The organism is Virgibacillus proomii, assembly GCF_900162615.1.
Classification (GTDB): Bacteria; Bacillota; Bacilli; order Bacillales; family Amphibacillaceae; genus Virgibacillus; species Virgibacillus proomii.
This window is the reverse complement of sequence record NZ_FUFN01000010.1, coordinates 351497-370585: the sequence shown is the minus strand read 5'-3', so window position 1 is coordinate 370585 and position 19089 is coordinate 351497. Positions and strand designations below refer to the sequence as shown.

At 37.4% G+C, this 19089-nt stretch carries 16 protein-coding genes; all 16 read right to left on the bottom strand.

Features of this window, described 5'->3' with window-relative positions; genetic code table 11:
- Window positions 1–133: 133 nt before the first annotated feature.
- The 16 genes from BN1066_RS09765 to BN1066_RS09695 all read right to left on the bottom strand — a co-directional run bounded on the left by BN1066_RS09765 (window position 134) and on the right by BN1066_RS09695 (window position 18994).
- Window positions 134–913, bottom strand: a complete 780-nt coding sequence (locus BN1066_RS09765; RefSeq protein WP_077319261.1) for a GNAT family N-acetyltransferase — start codon at window positions 911–913, stop codon at window positions 134–136.
- Between the two features lie 751 nt (window positions 914–1664).
- Window positions 1665–3086: a Na+/H+ antiporter NhaC gene (nhaC, locus tag BN1066_RS09760; RefSeq protein ID WP_077319260.1), complete on the bottom strand. Its 1422-nt coding sequence runs from the start codon at window positions 3084–3086 to the stop codon at window positions 1665–1667.
- Between the two features lie 236 nt (window positions 3087–3322).
- Entirely contained in the window at window positions 3323–4750 is a 1428-nt protein-coding gene (locus BN1066_RS09755; RefSeq protein WP_077319259.1) for a dihydrolipoyl dehydrogenase family protein, read from the bottom strand.
- Window positions 4750–5964, bottom strand: coding sequence for a dihydrolipoamide acetyltransferase family protein (locus BN1066_RS09750; protein WP_179104350.1), 1215 nt, complete (start codon window positions 5962–5964; stop codon window positions 4750–4752). The genes BN1066_RS09755 and BN1066_RS09750 overlap by 1 nt, the downstream gene beginning before the upstream one ends.
- Before the next feature lie 11 nt (window positions 5965–5975).
- Entirely contained in the window at window positions 5976–6992 is a 1017-nt protein-coding gene (locus BN1066_RS09745) for an alpha-ketoacid dehydrogenase subunit beta (RefSeq protein WP_077321432.1), read from the bottom strand.
- Between the two features lie 5 nt (window positions 6993–6997).
- On the bottom strand, window positions 6998–8062 hold the full coding sequence (gene pdhA, locus BN1066_RS09740) for a pyruvate dehydrogenase (acetyl-transferring) E1 component subunit alpha (RefSeq protein ID WP_077319258.1): 1065 nt from the start codon (window positions 8060–8062) through the stop codon (window positions 6998–7000).
- A 15-nt stretch (window positions 8063–8077) separates the two neighbouring features.
- Complete coding sequence (locus tag BN1066_RS09735; RefSeq protein ID WP_077319257.1) at window positions 8078–9217, bottom strand: Leu/Phe/Val dehydrogenase; 1140 nt, start codon at window positions 9215–9217, stop codon at window positions 8078–8080.
- Between the two features lie 11 nt (window positions 9218–9228).
- Entirely contained in the window at window positions 9229–9624 is a 396-nt protein-coding gene (locus BN1066_RS09730; protein ID WP_077319256.1) for a thioesterase family protein, read from the bottom strand.
- A gap of 351 nt (window positions 9625–9975) precedes the next feature.
- Window positions 9976–10632: a GntR family transcriptional regulator gene (locus BN1066_RS09725; RefSeq protein WP_077319255.1), complete on the bottom strand. Its 657-nt coding sequence runs from the start codon at window positions 10630–10632 to the stop codon at window positions 9976–9978.
- Between the two features lie 342 nt (window positions 10633–10974).
- Complete coding sequence (locus tag BN1066_RS09720) at window positions 10975–12384, bottom strand: APC family permease (protein ID WP_077319254.1); 1410 nt, start codon at window positions 12382–12384, stop codon at window positions 10975–10977.
- A gap of 168 nt (window positions 12385–12552) precedes the next feature.
- Window positions 12553–13893, bottom strand: coding sequence for an aminotransferase family protein (locus BN1066_RS09715; protein ID WP_143695897.1), 1341 nt, complete (start codon window positions 13891–13893; stop codon window positions 12553–12555).
- A gap of 294 nt (window positions 13894–14187) precedes the next feature.
- Window positions 14188–14289, bottom strand: coding sequence for a VUT family protein (locus tag BN1066_RS20770; RefSeq protein WP_245799838.1), 102 nt, complete (start codon window positions 14287–14289; stop codon window positions 14188–14190).
- A 440-nt stretch (window positions 14290–14729) separates the two neighbouring features.
- Window positions 14730–15227 carry a preQ(1) synthase gene (gene queF, locus BN1066_RS09705; RefSeq protein WP_077319253.1) on the bottom strand — a complete coding sequence of 166 codons (498 nt, stop codon included), beginning with the start codon at window positions 15225–15227 and terminating at the stop codon, window positions 14730–14732.
- A gap of 393 nt (window positions 15228–15620) precedes the next feature.
- Window positions 15621–16376 carry a membrane protein insertase YidC gene (gene yidC / locus BN1066_RS09700; protein WP_077319252.1) on the bottom strand — a complete coding sequence of 252 codons (756 nt, stop codon included), beginning with the start codon at window positions 16374–16376 and terminating at the stop codon, window positions 15621–15623.
- Complete coding sequence (locus BN1066_RS19825; protein ID WP_143695778.1) at window positions 16322–16696, bottom strand: hypothetical protein; 375 nt, start codon at window positions 16694–16696, stop codon at window positions 16322–16324. Before BN1066_RS19825 ends, yidC begins: the two co-directional genes overlap by 55 nt.
- A 144-nt stretch (window positions 16697–16840) precedes the next feature.
- Complete coding sequence (locus BN1066_RS09695; protein WP_077319251.1) at window positions 16841–18994, bottom strand: TRAP transporter permease; 2154 nt, start codon at window positions 18992–18994, stop codon at window positions 16841–16843.
- Between the last annotated feature and the right edge of the window lie 95 nt (window positions 18995–19089).

Below are 19089 nucleotides of genomic sequence, written 5' to 3'. Positions count from 1 at the left end.
ACAAATCAAAAGTTACATTAAAGTAAAGATGTTATACAAAACCAAATTCTCAAAAATGATATCGTTTTCTAGAAAGAAACAACCTTTGAGAAAAAGCTCAAAGGTTGTTTCTTTCTTATTTAACATACCGTTACTATTGTTTTATTGTCGCTTTCTGATTCATATATACCTTTTGAACTTCGTATTGGAAGGCTAAATAACGGTATTTTTGTTTAATATACATCTCCCGCGGTGTATCTTCTCCATCAGCCAGCACGATTATCGTCTTATCAGGAAATGTATTCATAATAAATTGTTGCATAGCACTAGCAATTCCCTTGTTACGATACGCTTCAAGTACATATAATCCGTCAATTTCTGCAATATTTTGACCAATAATTATGTCTAAAGAACCTGAAATATTTCCCCGGAAATATGACAAAATTTGCAGTTTACTTGGATCTTGAAACTCTTGTTGATATGCATCACGTTGTGCATTTGCAAATTCCTTTCCAAATGCGCTATCTTGTTGATACTTTGTATACAAATAATGATCAAAATTAACTTCTGAAACAAGCTGAATGGTTAGATCTGAGTTTTCTTGGACACGGGGAAATTGATTGGGCTGAATTGCGAATAACTCTAAGTACGTATAGTCATAATTGCATGTTATAAAATAATGAATGAGTTCCTCAACCGGCTTCTTGTTTTCTGGAAACTTAAATTTTACATGGTATTGATTGCGCTGTAAGTGAAAATCATGCAAATAAGCAGCAGCTTCTTTAAATTGTTCTAATGTAGGCATTTTTAAAAATTCTAAATAATTATCATCATACTTTATTAACATTTTTGGATTATGATAATGGATGTACAAATCTGATTCGTTTACGACCGCACCTGCTGTATAAATATTTTTAAAGTTCAATCTACTCATATCGCTTCTCCTAAACAATACTATTTATAAAGAAAAACTTGGCTAGCTTCCCGGCGAAGGCGATTGCCTGGGCACGTATTCTTTTAAACAAAAATTTCAGCGACGTTCAACCAACTTTCGCTAAAATTTTATGTTAGAAAAACTCGGCTTGTCGCCAAGTCTTTAGCGAAAGTTATAGTTTTTCTTATACTATAAAGTGAAACTTCATTCAGTAGGAGCTTTCTTCCCTCTCCTACTGAATGTTAGTACCACAAGGGTATGACCTAAAGGCCCCTGAACCAATCGGGCATTTAGGTGCCGTTTTTTCTTTTATATTCACAATGCATAATAGATTTTAGAATTGAGGAAAGTATGGCACCTTACATGCGGGATAAACCCTAAATTTACACTTTCTTATAGTACAAAAAAACCAATGCAACTTCTATTATACTAAAAATATCGGTTTTTGTATGCACAACTTTACTTCAATAAGAAAAACTTGGCTAGCATCAAGACAGTGCGGCAGAAAATCACCTAGATCGACTATACATATATCCTTAGATTTTAATCACCCTACTCTACAAAAGTTTCGGTACATTGAGGCAGGTTCTTTTTATGGAAGGGAGGAGACTGGTTTTGGTCATTCATCAAAAGGAAGTAACTTTAGTCAGTGGATATGAATGGATACTTTACAAATCTTATGCTCTCTTCAAAAAGCAAAAAACCCTTACCATCTATCTACGATAAGGGAGTTCATTTTGAAGTGGCACCATTATCCTGTTGCTCCTACAGACGGTGATTTTTTCTTTTTTATAGGTTCATAAGTTAATGTCCATCCAGTATAACCAAACATTAACGTTAGTATTGGGGATAACAAACAGAAAAAGGCAAAAGGTAAATATTCTAATGTCGGAACACCTAATACCGTTGTAATAAAAACACCACAAACACTCCAAGGTACAAGTGGATTAATTACAGTTCCTGCATCTTCTGCTACCCTTGCTAAATTCTTCTTAGCTAACCCGACTTTTTCATACGACATACGATACGTCTCACCTGTTAATAAAATGGATAAGTATTGCTCACCAATCAGAACATTGATTCCAACAGCAGTCAAAGCAGACGCAAAAATGACAGAAAACACTTTATTTAATAAATGTTCAATGGATGCTAATAATCTAGGAATGATACCTAAGGTAAATAGTAGCCCTCCCATACTTAGCGCAAGCAATACCAATCCAATGGTAAATAGCATTCCGTTGATACCTCCTCTTGTCAGTAGAGAATCAATCGCTTCAACTCCTGTTTCTGAAACAAATCCTCCCATTAAAATTCGAAATAAATTTTCTAATGATGGAGTGCTATGAAATAATGCCATGATAACCGCAGCCAGGGATCCTGCTGCCAATGTTAAAATCGCAGGAACCTTTTTAATCGAAAGCACGATTAAAACCACAAGCGGAATTACTCCGTTATACCAACTAACAAGACCAGTATCTATTAACCCGTTCTGAAACTCAACCATCTTTCCAAAATTAGCGTCCGTCAACTTTGGCGAGATAAATACAAAAATAAGTAAGGTTATTACAAAGGCTGGAATGGTTGTCCCCATCATATTTTTAATGTGATCAAATAAATCTACTTTTAAAATAGATGAAGCCATATTCGTTGTATCTGACAATGGGGACATTTTATCTCCAAAAAAAGACCCCGAAACAATAGCTCCGGCGGTAATAGCTAAGGAAACATCGACTGCCTCAGAAATACCAATAAAAGCTACGCCAACGGTTGCAACCGTGGTTAAGGAACTCCCCACCGCTATCCCGATTACAGATGTAATGATAAATACTACTGCAAAATAGAAACTTGGTGTGACAAGCTCCAACCCACTGTACATTAATGTTGGTATCGTTCCACCTAACATCCATGTAGCAATCAACACACCAATAAAGAAAAATATAAACACTGCTCCCATTCCCGATTTTGCCCCTTCAATAATTCCCTCTTCTAACGTTTTATAAGGAACTCCTTTAGCAATTCCATAAATACAAAGCAATAATAAGGAAATAACAAGTGGTACATGAGGGGATGACTCAAATAAGATAATACTCGTGCTAATAATACTTACAATTGCAGCAGTAATTAGAAGTGTCTCCCAAAGTGGTGGTGTTTGCACAGTTTTTATACGATACATAAAACTCCCCCTTCTTTTAATTTATCGTCAACTGCTATTTGTTTCATTGTGGAAATAGTTTATCCCGCATGTAAGGTGCCGTAAGACTCCCACTTCAAGAGTGTGTAGGCAATACGAAGAAGTCAAATTGGGAGAAAACGGCACCTAAATGCCCGATTGGTTTAAGGGCCTTTAGGTCATACCCTTGTGGTACTAATATTCCGTGTAAAAAGAGTTCCACGGAATGAAGTTTCACTTTATTTATGATGTACCACAGGTTTTGGTTTTATATGAATGGCGCTTTCCGTTAAGCCTTCTACCGCTTCGAGCAATATTTCATTAAAGCTTGGATGTGGATAAAGTGGAAACTTCAAATCTTCATCACGGCTTGCCAATTCTAAAGCTGTTATACCCGTACTTATAAGTTCAATGGCACTTGCGCCAATGGTATGAACTCCCAATAGAAGATCTGTTTTCGCATCTTTAATAACCTTTGCTATCCCGCTTTTTTCATTGGCAATCATCGCATAACCGTTGCCACTGTATCGGAATAGACTCGTTTTTATTTGATAACCAAGTTGTTTTGCTTCTTCTTCTGTTAAACCGACAGCAGCTATGGGGGGAATACTATGAACGACCGTAGGCACCATCGTTAAATCTACCTCACTAGCTAAGCCGGCAATGATCTCTGCCACAACTTTCCCTTGCTTCATCGCCTTTACAGCTGACACTTTACCACCTGTTACATCGCCAATGGCAAAAATTGAAGGAATATTTGTTCTCATTTTTTTATCTATCCTTATAAACCCGTCTTCGGTACAATCCATTGCTAATCGTTCGATTCCTAAACCTTCTATACGTGGAGCATGCTTTGTTTGGATATAAAAATGAGTAGCAGACAAAAAAGTTTGCTGATCATTTTTATGAAACTCTAGTGAAATGTGCTTGCCCTTTGATGTTAGTTGTTCAAGGTGGTACCCACGATACACTTGTATTCTTTCCCTTTTTAATATACGTTTTAATTCTCGATTAATGGAAGAATCAAAGTAAAAATCATCCGAACCATTTAACACCATCGTTACTCCTGCTCCAAGCGTTCGAAAACTGAATGCCGCTTCTAAAGCAAGATAATTATTCCCATAAATCACAAGTTCTTCAGGGATCTTTTCTAACATATAAATATCCTCCTCTGTGAGGATACAAGAATAATCCTTTAGAGAATCTGGTAAAGCAGGTGAACTCCCAGTAGCAATAATCGCTTTTTCAAACTCAAATATCGTAAACTGATGATCTGATTCTACTCCTATTCTAGTTTCATTGATAAAGTTAGCCTTTCCTTGAATAACTTCAACAGCATTTGCTTGGCAGAGATCTTCTACACCTGTTCGTAACTGCTGAATTGTTTTATCTTTATAGGAAGTGAGCTGATCTATATGAAATAAAGGATCGCCAACAGAAATACCAAAGGTCGAAAGTTTTTCCACTGAGGCTAACTTATTGGCTGTATAGGAAAACACTTTAGACGGAATACAGCCCTTATTTAGACAAGTTCCACCTAAATGAGCTTGCTCTATTAAAGTAACTTGAATGCCCAATTTAGCTGCACGAATAGCTGCATGATACCCTGCAGGTCCGCCGCCAATTATAATTAACTCTCGTTTCTCTACAAATTCCCCTACTACCATTACATCAACTCCAGTAATAACTTTGTTGGATTTTCAATCAAATCAATGAACCGATTCGCAAACGCTATCGACTGTGCTCCGTCAACAACACGATGATCAAAGGTTAACGATATATTCATCATTGAACGAATGCTAATCTCATCATCAGCTGTAACTACTGGTATTTTCTCCGTTTTATAAAAAGTCATGATGCCCGTTTCTGGATAATTAATGATTGGTGTTGCGCCGCTTCCACCAAGCGGTCCTACATTATTTACCGTGAATGTACCTTGTTTCAGATCTTGTAAAGACAATTTCCCAGCCTTTGCTTTCACAGTAAGCTCCTTCATTTGCTGGTCAATTGTACGAATGGATTTATGCTCTGCATGATGCACAACTGGTACCATTAAACCGGCTTCGGTATGTGTAGCAATTCCAATATGATACTCTTTTAATAAACGAATCACGCCCTTTTCCACATCTAATCTGGCATTAAAAATAGGAAATTCTTTTAAGCAAATAACCGTCGCTTTTACAAAAAAAGCAGCAAGAGAAACTGTTTCTCCAGCTTCTTTTAAAGAAGTTCTTGCTTTCAGCAAGCAGGTGACATCAACTTCATCATAATGCGTAACATGTGGAATAGTTTGTACAGAGCGAGTCATTTTTTGAGCAATTTGCTTACGAATACCAGTAAAAGGAATCGTTTCTGCTGGTACGTTAGCCGGATTTAAAACCTCTTGATCTTCGGTTGTTGCTTCATTTGTAGCAATCGCTGATGAATTGGCATAACGATATACGTCCTCGTCAAGCACACGGCCTGCAGGACCTGTCCCATCGATATTTTCAATATCAATCCCCATCTCTCTAGCAATCTTTCTTGTATAAGGCGCTGCTAACACACGATTATATAAAGGTAAATTGGAAGCCATTGTTTCGGCCTTTGCTGAAGCTATTTCTTCTTCCTTGATTTCTCTATCTACTTGTATAGTACTAAGAGGCGGGTCTGTTTCTATCTCCATAATTATCGTGCCAACGGTTACAACCTCTCCCTCTTGATAAAGGATTGACTTAATAGTGCCAGCGGACGGTGCTGGTATTTCCGCTACCATTTTATCTGTTTGTAGTTCTACCAGTGGCTGATCTACAGATACTTCATCACCAACATTAACAAAATAGCGAACTATTTCTCCTTCATGCATCCCTTCACCAATGTCATGAAATTTGATTTGTATCATAAAGTCACCTCCTAAAATTCATATACTTTCTGAATTGCTTGTTTTACTCGATCGGTTGTAGGCAGGTAGTCATTTTCTAAAGAAAATAACGGAACTGGTACGTCAAATCCTGTCACTTTTTCAATCGGTGCCTTTAAATAGAGAAAAGATGTTTCATTAATGATCGAAATAATTTCACTGCCAACCCCGCCGGTTTCATGAGCTTCATGAACAATGACGACACGCCCCGTTCTCTGAACCGAATCGGCAATCATACCTTTATCTAATGGATATAAACTGCGTAAATCAATGACATCACAAGTTATTTCCTGCTCTTCCATTTGCTTAGCAGCGGCAATTACAATTGGCATCATTGCTCCCCAAGCAAAAATGGTCACATCTTCTCCTTGTTTCACTGCTTTTCCTTTTCCAATCTCAATATGATAATCGTGAGCGGGAACGTCATCTCGTTTGCTACGATATAAACGCATCGGCTCTAAAAACAATACTGGGTCGGGATCAGCTATCGCCGCGAGGAGTAGTCCTTTCGCATCATATGCTGTAGACGGACAAACCACTTTTATTCCAGGTAAATGAACAAATAATGCTTCCACACTTTCAGAGTGAATTTCTGGTGATCGTACACCTGCACCATATGGAGCTCGTATTACCATCGGTATATGGTATTGACCAAATGTACGGGTTCGCATACGTGTTACATGTGTCGCAATTTGTTCAAAAGCTGGGTAGATAAATCCTAAAAATTGGATTTCCACGATCGGCCTTAAACCATTTAATGCCATTCCTACTGCTGTTCCTACAAAACCAGCTTCACTTAATGGAGTATCAATCACCCGTTTTTCACCAAAGATTTCCTGTAACCCTTCTGTAGCACGAAAGACGCCTCCATTTTTCCCAATATCTTCTCCTAGTAAAAGTGCTTGTTCATCCATTTCCAGAGCTATTCTCAGCGCATCATTAATTGCTTGAATCATTGTAAAAGAATTCGTTTTTGCTAAACCATTTGCTTTCTCTAATTCCTTTGGCATGACCATTAGCTTTTCCCTCCCAATGAGTAAACGGCTTGTTTTTGCTTTTCCATTGTCCATGTCGGTTTTTCAAAAACATGATCAAACATATCCGCTATTTCCGGCTTTTGATATGCTTCCATATGATTAATTGCCTCTGCTATTTCTACTTGGATCTCCTGTAATATTGAGCTCTGCCATTCCGTATCCCACATTCCGCGATACTTCATATAGTTTTCCATACGAATTAACGGATCAACTTTTTCCCGCATACGATCAAATTCCGCTTGATCTCTATATTTAGAAGGGTCATCAGCAGTAGTATGCGCTCCAAATCTAATAGTCACAGCTTCAATTAGTGTTGGGCCCTTTCCTGCTCGAGCTCTTTCTAAAGCTTCCTTCACCGCAACATGTACAGCGAATACATCCATCCCGTCTACACGCCTTCCCGGTATACCATAGGCTTCCGCTTTTTGTGCAATCGTTTCTGAATTCATTTGCTTTTCAACAGGAAGTGAAATAGCAAAACCATTATTTTGATTAAAGAAAACAACAGGCGCTTTAAATACACTTGCAATATTTAATCCTTCATGGAAGTCTCCTTCCGATGTGGCACCATCTCCAAAGTAAGCAATAGCAGCATTGTTAGTACCCTTATACATTTCTGCCATTGCCGCCCCTGTAGCATGGGGTAAATGAGTAGCAATAGGAATAGAAGCAGGCATAATTTGTTTTTTCTTCGACGGTAGACACCCTTCCATCCGTCCATTCCAATGTAATAACATCATGTCAAGATCTGCTCCAAAGGTTAGAGAAGCACCATGATCTCTATACGTTGGAAACATCCAATCGTCATCTGTCAATGCTAATGCACTACCGACCTGAGCCGCTTCTTGTCCAGCAAATGGCACATATGTTCCTATTCTCCCTTGACGTTGTAAGGCTACCCCCTTCTGGTCATACGTACGAATCCGCAGCATATGATAATAAAATAATTTCACTTTTTCTTCGCTCAGCTCTGCTTCGTATGATTCTTCCAATAATTTTCCATCATGATCAATAATTTGAAATAATGGATACTTATCTTTCATTTCGATCCCACCTCTTTACGTTTTTATGTTCCATTTGGGCTTTCGATTTTGGCTATAGAAACTATTTCTTACTTGCTGTGTTTCCATATGCTGCTTAAGCTTGCGATCTGCTGCTTCCACCGTTGTGATGTTATAGGCTTGAGCTTCTTTATATAAGTTAAATATTGCCTCATAAATATTTTTTGTTTTTAGTAATACACGCTTTTTATTTACTCCATAGAGTTCATCAGCAACTTGAATTAAACCGCCAGCATTAACGATATAGTCAGGCGCATACAAAATTCCCCTTTCATATAATTTATAAGCGTCTTCTGGGTGGGCTAATTGATTATTTGCAGAACCAACAATAGCCTTTACCTTTAACTTTGGTATCGTTTGTTCATTAATCACTCCTCCTATCGCACATGGCATAAAAACATCTGCATCCACCTGATGTATTTCCTCTGGCTTTACTGTGTGGACAAAACCACCTAATAACTTTGCTGTTACTAAAAATTCATTAACTGCCCTTTCGTTAACATCCGTTACATAAATCTCTGCTCCTTTTTCGATTAAAGTTTCCGCTATTTTCCTGCCAACTTTCCCTAAACCCTGTATTGCATAAACCTTCCCGCTAATGTCATTGCTGCCATATAAAAATTGATTCGTTGCTTTTAACGAATAAATTACTCCTTGTGCTGTAGGTATGGAAGAATCTCCGCTTCCGCCAAAATCTTCAGGAATTCCACTGATAAAGTTCGTTTCCTTTGCTGCATGAACAAAATCCTCCATGGTCGTCCCCATATCCGTACCGGTATAGAATCTGCCGTTTAAGGAATCCACCAACTGACCAAATGCTCGAAACAGTGCCGGTGACTTATCTGTTTTAGGATCTCCAATGATTACTGCTTTTCCTCCACCAAAATCAACATCACAGGCTGCGCATTTTGCTGTCATGCCTTCTGATAAACGAAGTACGTCTTCTAACGCGGCATTAAAATTAGGATATGGATACATGCGGGTGCCACCTAAAGCCGGCCCCAGCGTTGTATCATGAATAGCAATAATTGCTTTTAATCCAGTTAAGGGATCATTACAAAAAACTATCTGCTCATGATCCGCTATTTTCTGAAATAAATCCTGATTTACTTCTTTGGAAGACTCAAGCTGTTTCATCTCTCTCCTCCTTAGTCATTTACTTGCAAAAGCTTCTCTTGAATTACCTTTTTAGGCAATATCACTTGTGTAACCTCACCCTTACCAATTAATCCGACCGTATTTTCTGCAGTTACAACAGTAGTCATTCGGCGATCACTCACAGCAGAAATGGTTGCTGTCAATTTCACTTTTGTCCCTAAGCCAGAAGGAGCTAAATGCTTTACTGAAACTGCCGCCCCCATTCCTTCTTCACTTGCCTCCAAGTAAGGAATCAATAACTGCCTGGATACCCATTCCATGTGATAAACCATGGAAGCAGTAGAATATACAGGGTGAACAACTTCTCCAGCAAATTGAGCAATCATCTCCTTTGTTACTTCTACCGTCATTGTCTTCGATTCTCCTATTTGTACTCCTGCTTTCATGTGACATCATCCTCCCCCAGCCCCTTTTTGGATACGCTTACATTTTGCCTAGTTCCATATTTCTAAAAATTTTATACATTTAGCATATTATAATAATTATTTGATTTAGTCAACAGTTTACTGTTAACTAATTTTGTATAAATTTGTCTAAATAAAGTGAAACTTCATTCAAGGAGCGTTTTTCTCCTTGAATGTTAGTTAACGAATCGGGCATTTAGGAACCGTTCTTCTCCTTGTTCCCAACATCATTAGCTCATTTTGAATGGAGAAAAATACGGTTCCTTACATCCGGGATAAACGTAAAGTACCCAGTATCACTTTGTATACCAAAAAAATTCCAGATAAGTTTTCTTATCTGGAAAATGGTTTTTTAATATGCGTAAGTACACCATCTAGTCCTTTTTTAATATGTTTCTTCATTAAATTAATTGCCTCCTCTTTGCTCCCCCTTACCAGTAGCTGTGCTAGTTGTTCATGCTCCCTTACGAAGGATGTATAAAATTCACCCTTCACCATACATATTCGCATATAATGAATTTTCGTACGTATTACTTCTAATAGTTCTACTAATTGTTTGTTCTGGGAAGCATCAATAATGATATCATGAAATTCTTGATCAAGTTTTCCTAATTCTATTGTCTTTTCTTGCTGATAAGCTTGGTAAGTCGCTTGCAAATTTTGCTTTAATTGTGCTTTCTCCTCATCTGTTATATGATGAATCGCAAGACTAATTGCTAATGCTTCGAGACTTTCTCTACATTGAAAAACATCGATAACATCTTGAATAGTTGGCTGATAAACTCTAACATACCCATTATTATAAGTTAGTAATCCATCTTGAATGAGCATTCGAATAGCTTCTCTTATTGGTCCTCTGCTTATTCCCAGCCGATTAGCTACTTTGGATTCCACAATTCGTTCTGCTGGTCTAAATTCCCCCTCTAGTATTCCTTGTTTTAAAATGGAATAGGCTTGTAAATGCAAGGATTCCTGCTTTACAATTCGCATATTAGTAACCTCCTATGTTGTTGTAACTAAAATATTCGTCCATAAATTCAGAATATAACTATTATAACAAAATAATTTGATGATGGTTACTAAGACCTAAATTCTATTGTTAGGAACAAAAACGAGAAGCGCTTGCTTAGTACGTACAATCCGCATACCTTCTGACGGGATAAAGTGAAACTTCATTTCTTGGAATGCTTTTCCCAAGAAATGTTAGTTGAACGAATCAAAGATTATCTACAATTAAAAATTATAATTTTCTAGAAATATGAATTTAAAGTCTATCAACCTATCCATTTACTTGAGTTAGTTATTGCTTCTATTAACTTTCTAAAAATAGGATTATGCAATACGGTCAAGCTCTTTCTTCATATATTCATCTGCATGTTGTTTGCCATATTTGGCGATGGAATAGTGATAAAGAATAAAACCAAGTACCGTCCATATACCAATAATTAACCATTCATATGGCCACTTTAAAGCTGATGGCATGCCGGGCATATATAGTGTAGCAACTCCAAAGGACATAAATACTGCTAGCCATCCAAATAATGTTCCTCCAGGCAATTTAAAAGGGCGATTCATCATGGGATCTTTTTTTCGTAACAGAATAAAAGAAATCCCCACCATTAACCAAGCAACTACCAGGCCTAAGCCTCCAGCGTTCACTAACCAAACAAGTGCTGGACGGCCTAAAAGAGGGGCAGCAGTTGAAAGAAGCGCTATTAATAAAATTGCTCTGTATGGAGTTTTATATTTTGGATGCAATTTGCCAAGGGGTTTCGGCAGCATTCCCGCATTAGCTAACGCATAAATAGCCCGACTGCCTCCAACATAAAACCCGATCCAGCTTGTTAAAATCCCACCTATTCCACCAAGTACTAACACATTCCCCATCAGCTTACTATTGCCAAATGCTTTTGTCATCGCATCCGCTGTAACTAAATTCGATTGACTTAATTCCTCAGGATTTAGAATTCTTGATACACCAAAAATGATGGCAATATACCAAATCACAGCTAATATTACTGAAATAATTAATAGCTGACCGATTTTCCGTTGTGGTAAATTTATTTCTTCTGCGGCTTGAGGTATAACATCAAATCCAACAAACATAAATGGAGTCATAATAATAACAGTCAATATACCAGTCATACCTGTCTCAACCAAAGGCTGCATATTTTCAAAATTTCCACCGAATGTACTTCCGGTAATAAGCATAAAACCGGCTACAATAATCAGTGTACTTAGGATAACAGAAATAATGGATGTTAGCTTGATACCTCGATAATTAATCCAAGCAATGAGTATAGATCCAACAATACCAACTCCTGCCCAAGTTATAGTTACATCCCAATCTGCAATGGTATATAAATAACCTTGACTATAATTCGGTACAATGTATTCAAATACTGTCGGCAAGGCGACTGCCTCAAATGCAACTACTGAAACATAACCAAGAATGATTGCCCATGTAGTAATGAAAGAAGCCACTCTTCCCATAGCTTTAAAAGTATAGGACAGTTCCCCTCCTGCCAGAGGAATTGCTGAAGCTAATTCAGCATACGTTAAACCTACAAAAACAACAAGTATCCCACCAATTAAAAAAGCCACGATCGCTCCCAATGATCCGGCTTCTGTTATCCATAAACCAGAAGTAACCACCCACCCCCACCCAATCATTGCCCCAAAGGCAAGCGCAAGTACATCTTTATTACCAAGAATTTTTAATAATTTATCCGAATCATCCATAGAACCCCTCCTGTTTTTCTTAACTAGTCCTCCATGTTTAGCCAAATGAAAAATTTTATCTAACTGGTGATGTTTGAAACTGATTTGAAGAAGCTAGGAAGTGGGATTAATTCCACTTCCTAGCTAATTGTAAGCGGTAACATTTATTTAGCTAATACGTACCATCCTCTATTGTTTAATACCTAACTGCTGTTGTACCATAAAAATAGAGTCATATAATCTTTGAACAAGCTGATTAACCTGCTGTTTATTTATAATAAGCGGAGGTGCAATACAGATTATATCCGTGTTTTCATAGGTGACACCCCGACAAATAACTCCATGTTCATGCAATGCCTCAATCACCTTAGGAGCTACTTGTTGTTCAGCAGCAAATCGTTTATTAGTAGCAGGATCCTCAACGAGCTCCACAGCACCTAACAACCCTATGAATCGTACTTCTCCTACGATGTCAAGCTGCTCTTTTATCTTCTGTAAACGATGCTGAAGCTCATCTCCCATCTGTCGCGCATTCTCCACTAGTAGCTCTTTTTCCATGATTTCAATATTTTTCAAAGCAACAGCTGCACCGGTTGGGTGACCACTGTACGTAAATCCGTGGAAAAGGGTACCGGACTTTTCTTTTAACACGTCATGTATCTCATCGGATACAACCACTCCACCAAGTGGAAAATAACCACTTGTTACTCCCTTAGCAAAAGTCATTAAATCAGGAATAACTCCCCAATTTTCCATTGCAAACATTTTTCCTGTTCTGCCAAAACCGGTTATGACTTCATCTGCTACAAATAATATCCCATATTGATCACAAAGCGCCCTTACTTTTTGGAAATAATCTTTTGGAGGAATTAACACTCCACCAGCACCTTGCACCGGTTCTGCAAAAAACGCCGCTACCGTTTCAGGACCTGTCTCTTCAATTGCTTGTTGTAAAGCATGAACCGCCTGATCGGTAGTACTTTCATAATGCGTATCTACATGGAGAAAATCAGTCATCATATGACCAGCCATGTTCCAAAATTCCGGTATACCCGTTACACTTGTTGAGGCAGCAGCAACTCCATGATAACCGCGCTTAAGCGAAATAATTTTTCGTCGTTCTGGTTTGCTTTGAATTTTCCAATAATGACGAATGAGTTTTACGGCAGAATCATTAGATTCCGAGCCTCCTGATGTAAAAAATACAGCATTTAGACCTTTTGGTGCAAGGGAAGCAATTTTTGCGGCCAGCCGAATTGCCGGTTCATGGCTAAAGGTGGAAAATGCTGAACTAAACGCTAATTGCTTCATTTGCTTAGCTGCTGCTTCTGCTAATTCTTCCCTGCCATATCCAATGTTAACATTCCATAAAGAAGAAATAGCATCTATATACCATTTGCCAGTTGTATCTTTTAAATAAATGCCCTCCCCTTCCTCGATAATCACCTTTGCCCCCTTTTCCTGTTGCTGCTTAATCGATGAAGTAGGATGAATAAAATGCTTTTTGTCCAATTCGAATAAATCGCTCATACTCATTCCTCCCATTAAAATAATAAAACCAGTCATAAAGACAGATTTTACCAAAGGTATTCTATCCATATAACTGGTTTCCATCTAATGTTCCGCTTCACTTCATCAGTAAAGTCGATTAGATTTGGCAGTTAATTTATACTGATAATCTAATTTTATCGAAAATTCAATCAGCCTGCAACTCTAATTTTTTTTATTTTCTTTTGTTCTTGCCATTTCACAAGCAAGTAACAAATGGCGTAACAACTAGAGCGATAATTAGCTTAAATACATATTGGGTTAAAATTAAACCGACTAGCGCATCAATGGAACCATTCCCGTAAACGCGATAATTATAAATAGAATTGTATTTATAAATTGGCTCGTCATCGTCGAGATATTGTTTCTTAGCCGCAGCTCCTTCTCTCCATGCCTTGCCCATAATCGATGAAAAATATTACATCTAAATACTAGCTAGCCAAATAAGATATTAAGTGCTGGCAACTAGTACCCGAAAGCTCCTGCCTAAAATTTGCTCAAATCTGTTTAAACACTTGTAAGCAAGTAATTGAATCGTAATAAAAATAAAGACCATCCAATTAACTGAGTAATAAACCCTGCTTGGACTGTTTTTCTAGCAGCCTGTTACCATATACTTCTCCAATCAAATCGGTTAACAGGCATCACATAGACGACCGTTGTCCCTGGTAGAATAAATGGACCAATCGGAAATAACTTTACGGCTAAGATATTGGATAACAGCAAAAGTCCCCAACAAATAGTGCATTAAAATAGTCAAACATGTTAATCCTCTTCCTTTAAGGAGAGATACCTATAACTATCCTCTAATTTAAAAACTAGCGATTATCAATTTTCTCAGGATACATATCATGATTCATCATTCGATATTCTGCCATTTGTTCAAATTTTGTTCCCGATTTCCCATAATTACAATAGGGGTCGATTGAAATACCTCCACGTGGCGTAAATTTCCCCCAAACCTCAATATAGCGCGGATCCATCACATGAATCAGATCATTCATAATGATATTAATGCTATCTTCATGAAAGTCTCCATGATTGCGGAAGCTAAACAAATAAAGTTTTAGTGATTTACTCTCAACCATTTTTTTATCAGGAATATAACTGATATAGACGGTACCAAAATCAGGCTGCATTGTTTTAGGACACAGTGTTGTAAATTCCGGACAGTTAAATTTGACAAAATAATCTCTATTTGGATGTTTATTATCAAATACTTCTAACACTTCAGGCGTATAGTCAAAGGTATAATTTGTATGCTGATTGCCTAATAATGTAACATCCTTAAGCTCCTCATTACTTCTTCCAGACATAAAAAACCTCCTTAACGTAAACATCATCATCATGATTTAATCAACAATCATATTAAAGTATATCTTCAAACTCAACATCTCATTACTTCAGCAATACCATATAGACAAGACGGATAAATGGATATAGGTTTCTAGTAAGAACAAAAACTACTATCATAAAAAGATATCCACCATGGAAAGTATAGTCCCTAGATGCTAAAAAAGCCGCGGCACTAAGGCCACGGCATAATTCTATCAGCTGTCCTTAGTTTTTTATAGCTAAGAACCTCTTTTGATATTGATATACATGCTCATTATATCTACTCAACATCACATCAGTCCAATCTCTCTTCGGATGTCTTTTTCTTATCCGTGTATTTATTCTCTTTTGAACACGACCTTAAGTAACTAGGATTATGTGAGTTGTTTCGTATAATAAAGCTTCTTTGCAAGCAATGTTTGCAAGACAAGTATAAAACCACTAACTGCCCAATATAATGGAAGTGCAGCAGGTGCACTAAAGGAAACAAATCCAATCATAATGGGAGATATCATCCCCATTATCGCTAGTTGTTTTTTTTGCTTTTCATCGACCCCTATTAAGGACACACGCGATTGTGCAAAATAAACAGCCGCTGCCACAAATGGCAGTATCATATCTACTTCACCAAGATTAAACCATAAGAAAGAATGAGTTGCTAGCTCTGGTGAATTACGAATTGCATAATAAAATGCGATAATGATTGGCATTTGAATCAACATTGGTAAACAACCCATTGAAGTCATTGGATTAAACTGATGCTTTTGATATAACTGCATCATTTCCTGCTGCATGTCCATCTTAGCAGTAGCATCTTTTTTATTTTTATATTTTTCCGAAATTGCGTCCATTTCCGGCTTTAATTCTTTCATTTTTTCTTTCATTTTGGCGCCACTTTTTATTTGCTTAAATGCTAAAGGCATTAACAATAACCGAATACACACAGTAATCAGAACAATGGATAAGCCATAATCGCCCCCAAATAATGTAGCTACATATTTAATTAACTGTGGAAACGGATTATTGAAGCCGACTATCCCCTCAGCTTGGCAACCCGTTAGAAAAATTAGTAAGGTTAACGTGATGAAACCGTACTTCTTAAGAAAAGTGAATATAAAATGACCTTGCATTGTTGTCCTCCTCGTAGTAATAAATCCCTATAAATAAACGAGAAGGATGGATGGTCTGTATCATCTTCTGGAGCCGCTAACCGATTCGCCTTTTTAACAAACCATTGAAATACCTCTTGACACATTCCAAATAATTCCTGCATTGGTAATAACCGAAAACGTTCATCATGATATTGTCTAATATGCAAATAGTTTTTGCTCATGATATCTCTTGTATTTATAGCTGTAAAAGAATACACAGATACCATTGTAAGCAATATACTGACATATAAATAAAAGGGGGTCATATCATTCAATAGCTGGTTTAATAATTCAATCATTCTATATTCACCTCCTGTCCCTATTAATTCTATTATTATACCATATGACAAGGTAAATATTTAAAGGAATAATTTACATAGTAAACCCGCTAAGACCTTAAACCAATCAACCGTGGAAAGGGATACCCACGGTTGACAAATTTTTTATCCAGCATGCTTGGAAGCTGTTTTTGCTTTATTGCTCATAAACCTAGTAGAAAATAGTAACATGAGTAATGCAATTAGCCCTGCCAAGTCTGTCCATAGACCTGGGTAGATAAGCAATAATGCCCCTACAGCTACAATGATCCGTATATACCAGGTCAGTGATTGTTTAAAGAAACCCTCTGCGGCAACAGATAAAAGGAAAACTCCCGTTAATGAGGTCAGTAAAAGGAGCAATATATTTAGAAATGTCACATCGATCATTAACATTTGCCTAGAAAAAACAAACATAAACGGAACTATAAATCCTGCCAAAGCCAGTCGCATTGCCTGAAATCCTGTTTTCATCGGATCACCATTACTTATCCCTGCACCGGCAAATGCCGCCAATGCTACTGGCGGTGTAATATTAGCGAAGATACCAAAATAAAAAACAAACATATGTGCCACAAATACAGCTGTTTCACCTGAACCGGTTAATTCTCGGAAATAGGGAAGCTGTAATAGAATTGGTGCAGCCATCGTACTTGTAATAATATAGGTTGGTATACTTGGCAAACCCATACCTAATATAATGGAGGCTAGCATGGTTAACGCCAATGTTATTAATAATTGAACAAGCGGATGTTGAATTAGTTCACCAATACCCACAATCGAATTAGCTATTTCAAGAGCAACCCCAGTCAGTGAAGTAACCCCTACAATAATACCAACAGCCCCACAGGCAACTGCAACCGGAATTGTTGTTGTAACACCGCTCTCTAATGCCTCCATGACATCCTTTACACCCATTTCCTCTGCCTTTACGTTCATTTGTTTCCGGATCAGATTAATCGAGATCGGGATCATAATAATCAGACCGATTTCAATCCAGTTGTCTCTTAGTCCTAGCATACCGCTACCAGCCATCAATGCTTTTACTTGAGGTTCAAACCATAGGAAAAGCGAGATTACAAAGCTCGTAATTAACATTCTTCCTGTTCCTGTAATGAGAATCGTAGAGATAATCGACCAAAAAGCTGCATAAAAGGGAGTTTTCCCACTAAATAATAAATATAGCAGAATTACCATTGGGATCAATAAATGCCCTCGTTCCATCAGCACTTCCTTAAGCGTAGGTAGTTCACGTTTATCCAGTCCCTTTAGTCCAAGTTTCGACGCACGAATATGCACTTGTAAAAGAATACCAAAATAATACATTAGAGCGGGAATGATTCCAGCTAAAATAACTGTTGTATAAGCTATACCAAGGTTTTCAGCCATAATAAAAGCTGCTGCTCCCATTATTGGCGGGAGAATTTGTCCACCAACACTCGCAGCTGATTCAACAGCCCCGGCAAAATTTTTATGATAACCTACCTTCTTCATTAAGGGAATGGTGAAAGCTCCTGTGGTTACAACATTCGCAATTGCAGAACCATTAATCGATCCAAGAAAGCCACTGGCTAATACAGCGACTTTTGCAGGTCCTCCCTTTGTGTGACCAGCGACTGCCATCGCAATATCATTAAATAGTTTTCCCATTCCCGATTTGCTTAAAAATGCTCCAAATAAAATAAATAAAATAATATAACTTGCTGATACACCAATGGCTGTACCTAATATCCCTTCTGTAATATAGACGAGATGAGTAATAATACCTTTAGAAGCATTTAATATAATCGCTCCTGTTAATTCAGGGTAGATAGATAATTTTACATAAAACCCATATACCAGAAAACCAAAAGCCAACATCGTTAATCCCCATCCCGTTACCCTTCTCGTAATTTCAAATAATACGAAAAGGACAACGATTCCCACATAAATATCTACATTATTTATTTGTCCACCTGATTCAATGATTCTTGTTGCTGATACTATCATATAGCTACCTAAACAAAACGAAAGCAATACTAGTACATAATCGTAAATCGGTATTTTTTGCTTTGCTCCCTTTTTTAGCATCGGGTACAGTAAAAAAGCAAGCATCATCAATGTATATAAATGAATACTTCGCTGTTTGATATCCACGAGCGAGCCAGCATAGGATGTATATAGATGAAATAACGCTAGAACTACTGCCAAAATGGAAATAAATAATTGAATCGCTTTTGGTAAGTTAACCCGCAAATTACTTTCTCTTTCATATTCCTGTAACTGTTTCTGTTTATTCACTATTTCACCTCACCTTTTTCCGTATAATTTGTATGCAAAACGAAAAAGATATCGTCGTTTTGGAAAAAAGACGTATAGACAAAGGTAGTCAAGAT

Bases quoted from the DNA above. Each gene is read 5' to 3' on its own strand.
- BN1066_RS09765 (WP_077319261.1), bottom strand. From the start codon at position 913: ATGAGTAGATTGAACTTTAAAAATATTTATACAGCAGGTGCGGTCGTA.
- nhaC (WP_077319260.1), bottom strand. From the start codon at position 3,086: ATGTATCGTATAAAAACTGTGCAAACACCACCACTTTGGGAGACACTT.
- BN1066_RS09755 (WP_077319259.1), bottom strand. From the start codon at position 4,750: ATGGTAGTAGGGGAATTTGTAGAGAAACGAGAGTTAATTATAATTGGC.
- BN1066_RS09750 (WP_179104350.1), bottom strand. From the start codon at position 5,964: ATGATACAAATCAAATTTCATGACATTGGTGAAGGGATGCATGAAGGA.
- BN1066_RS09745 (WP_077321432.1), bottom strand. From the start codon at position 6,992: ATGCCAAAGGAATTAGAGAAAGCAAATGGTTTAGCAAAAACGAATTCT.
- pdhA (WP_077319258.1), bottom strand. From the start codon at position 8,062: ATGAAAGATAAGTATCCATTATTTCAAATTATTGATCATGATGGAAAA.
- BN1066_RS09735 (WP_077319257.1), bottom strand. From the start codon at position 9,217: ATGAAACAGCTTGAGTCTTCCAAAGAAGTAAATCAGGATTTATTTCAG.
- BN1066_RS09730 (WP_077319256.1), bottom strand. From the start codon at position 9,624: ATGAAAGCAGGAGTACAAATAGGAGAATCGAAGACAATGACGGTAGAA.
- BN1066_RS09725 (WP_077319255.1), bottom strand. From the start codon at position 10,632: ATGCGAATTGTAAAGCAGGAATCCTTGCATTTACAAGCCTATTCCATT.
- BN1066_RS09720 (WP_077319254.1), bottom strand. From the start codon at position 12,384: ATGGATGATTCGGATAAATTATTAAAAATTCTTGGTAATAAAGATGTA.
- BN1066_RS09715 (WP_143695897.1), bottom strand. From the start codon at position 13,893: ATGAGCGATTTATTCGAATTGGACAAAAAGCATTTTATTCATCCTACT.
- queF (WP_077319253.1), bottom strand. From the start codon at position 15,227: ATGTCTGGAAGAAGTAATGAGGAGCTTAAGGATGTTACATTATTAGGC.
- yidC (WP_077319252.1), bottom strand. From the start codon at position 16,376: ATGCAAGGTCATTTTATATTCACTTTTCTTAAGAAGTACGGTTTCATC.
- BN1066_RS19825 (WP_143695778.1), bottom strand. From the start codon at position 16,696: ATGATTGAATTATTAAACCAGCTATTGAATGATATGACCCCCTTTTAT.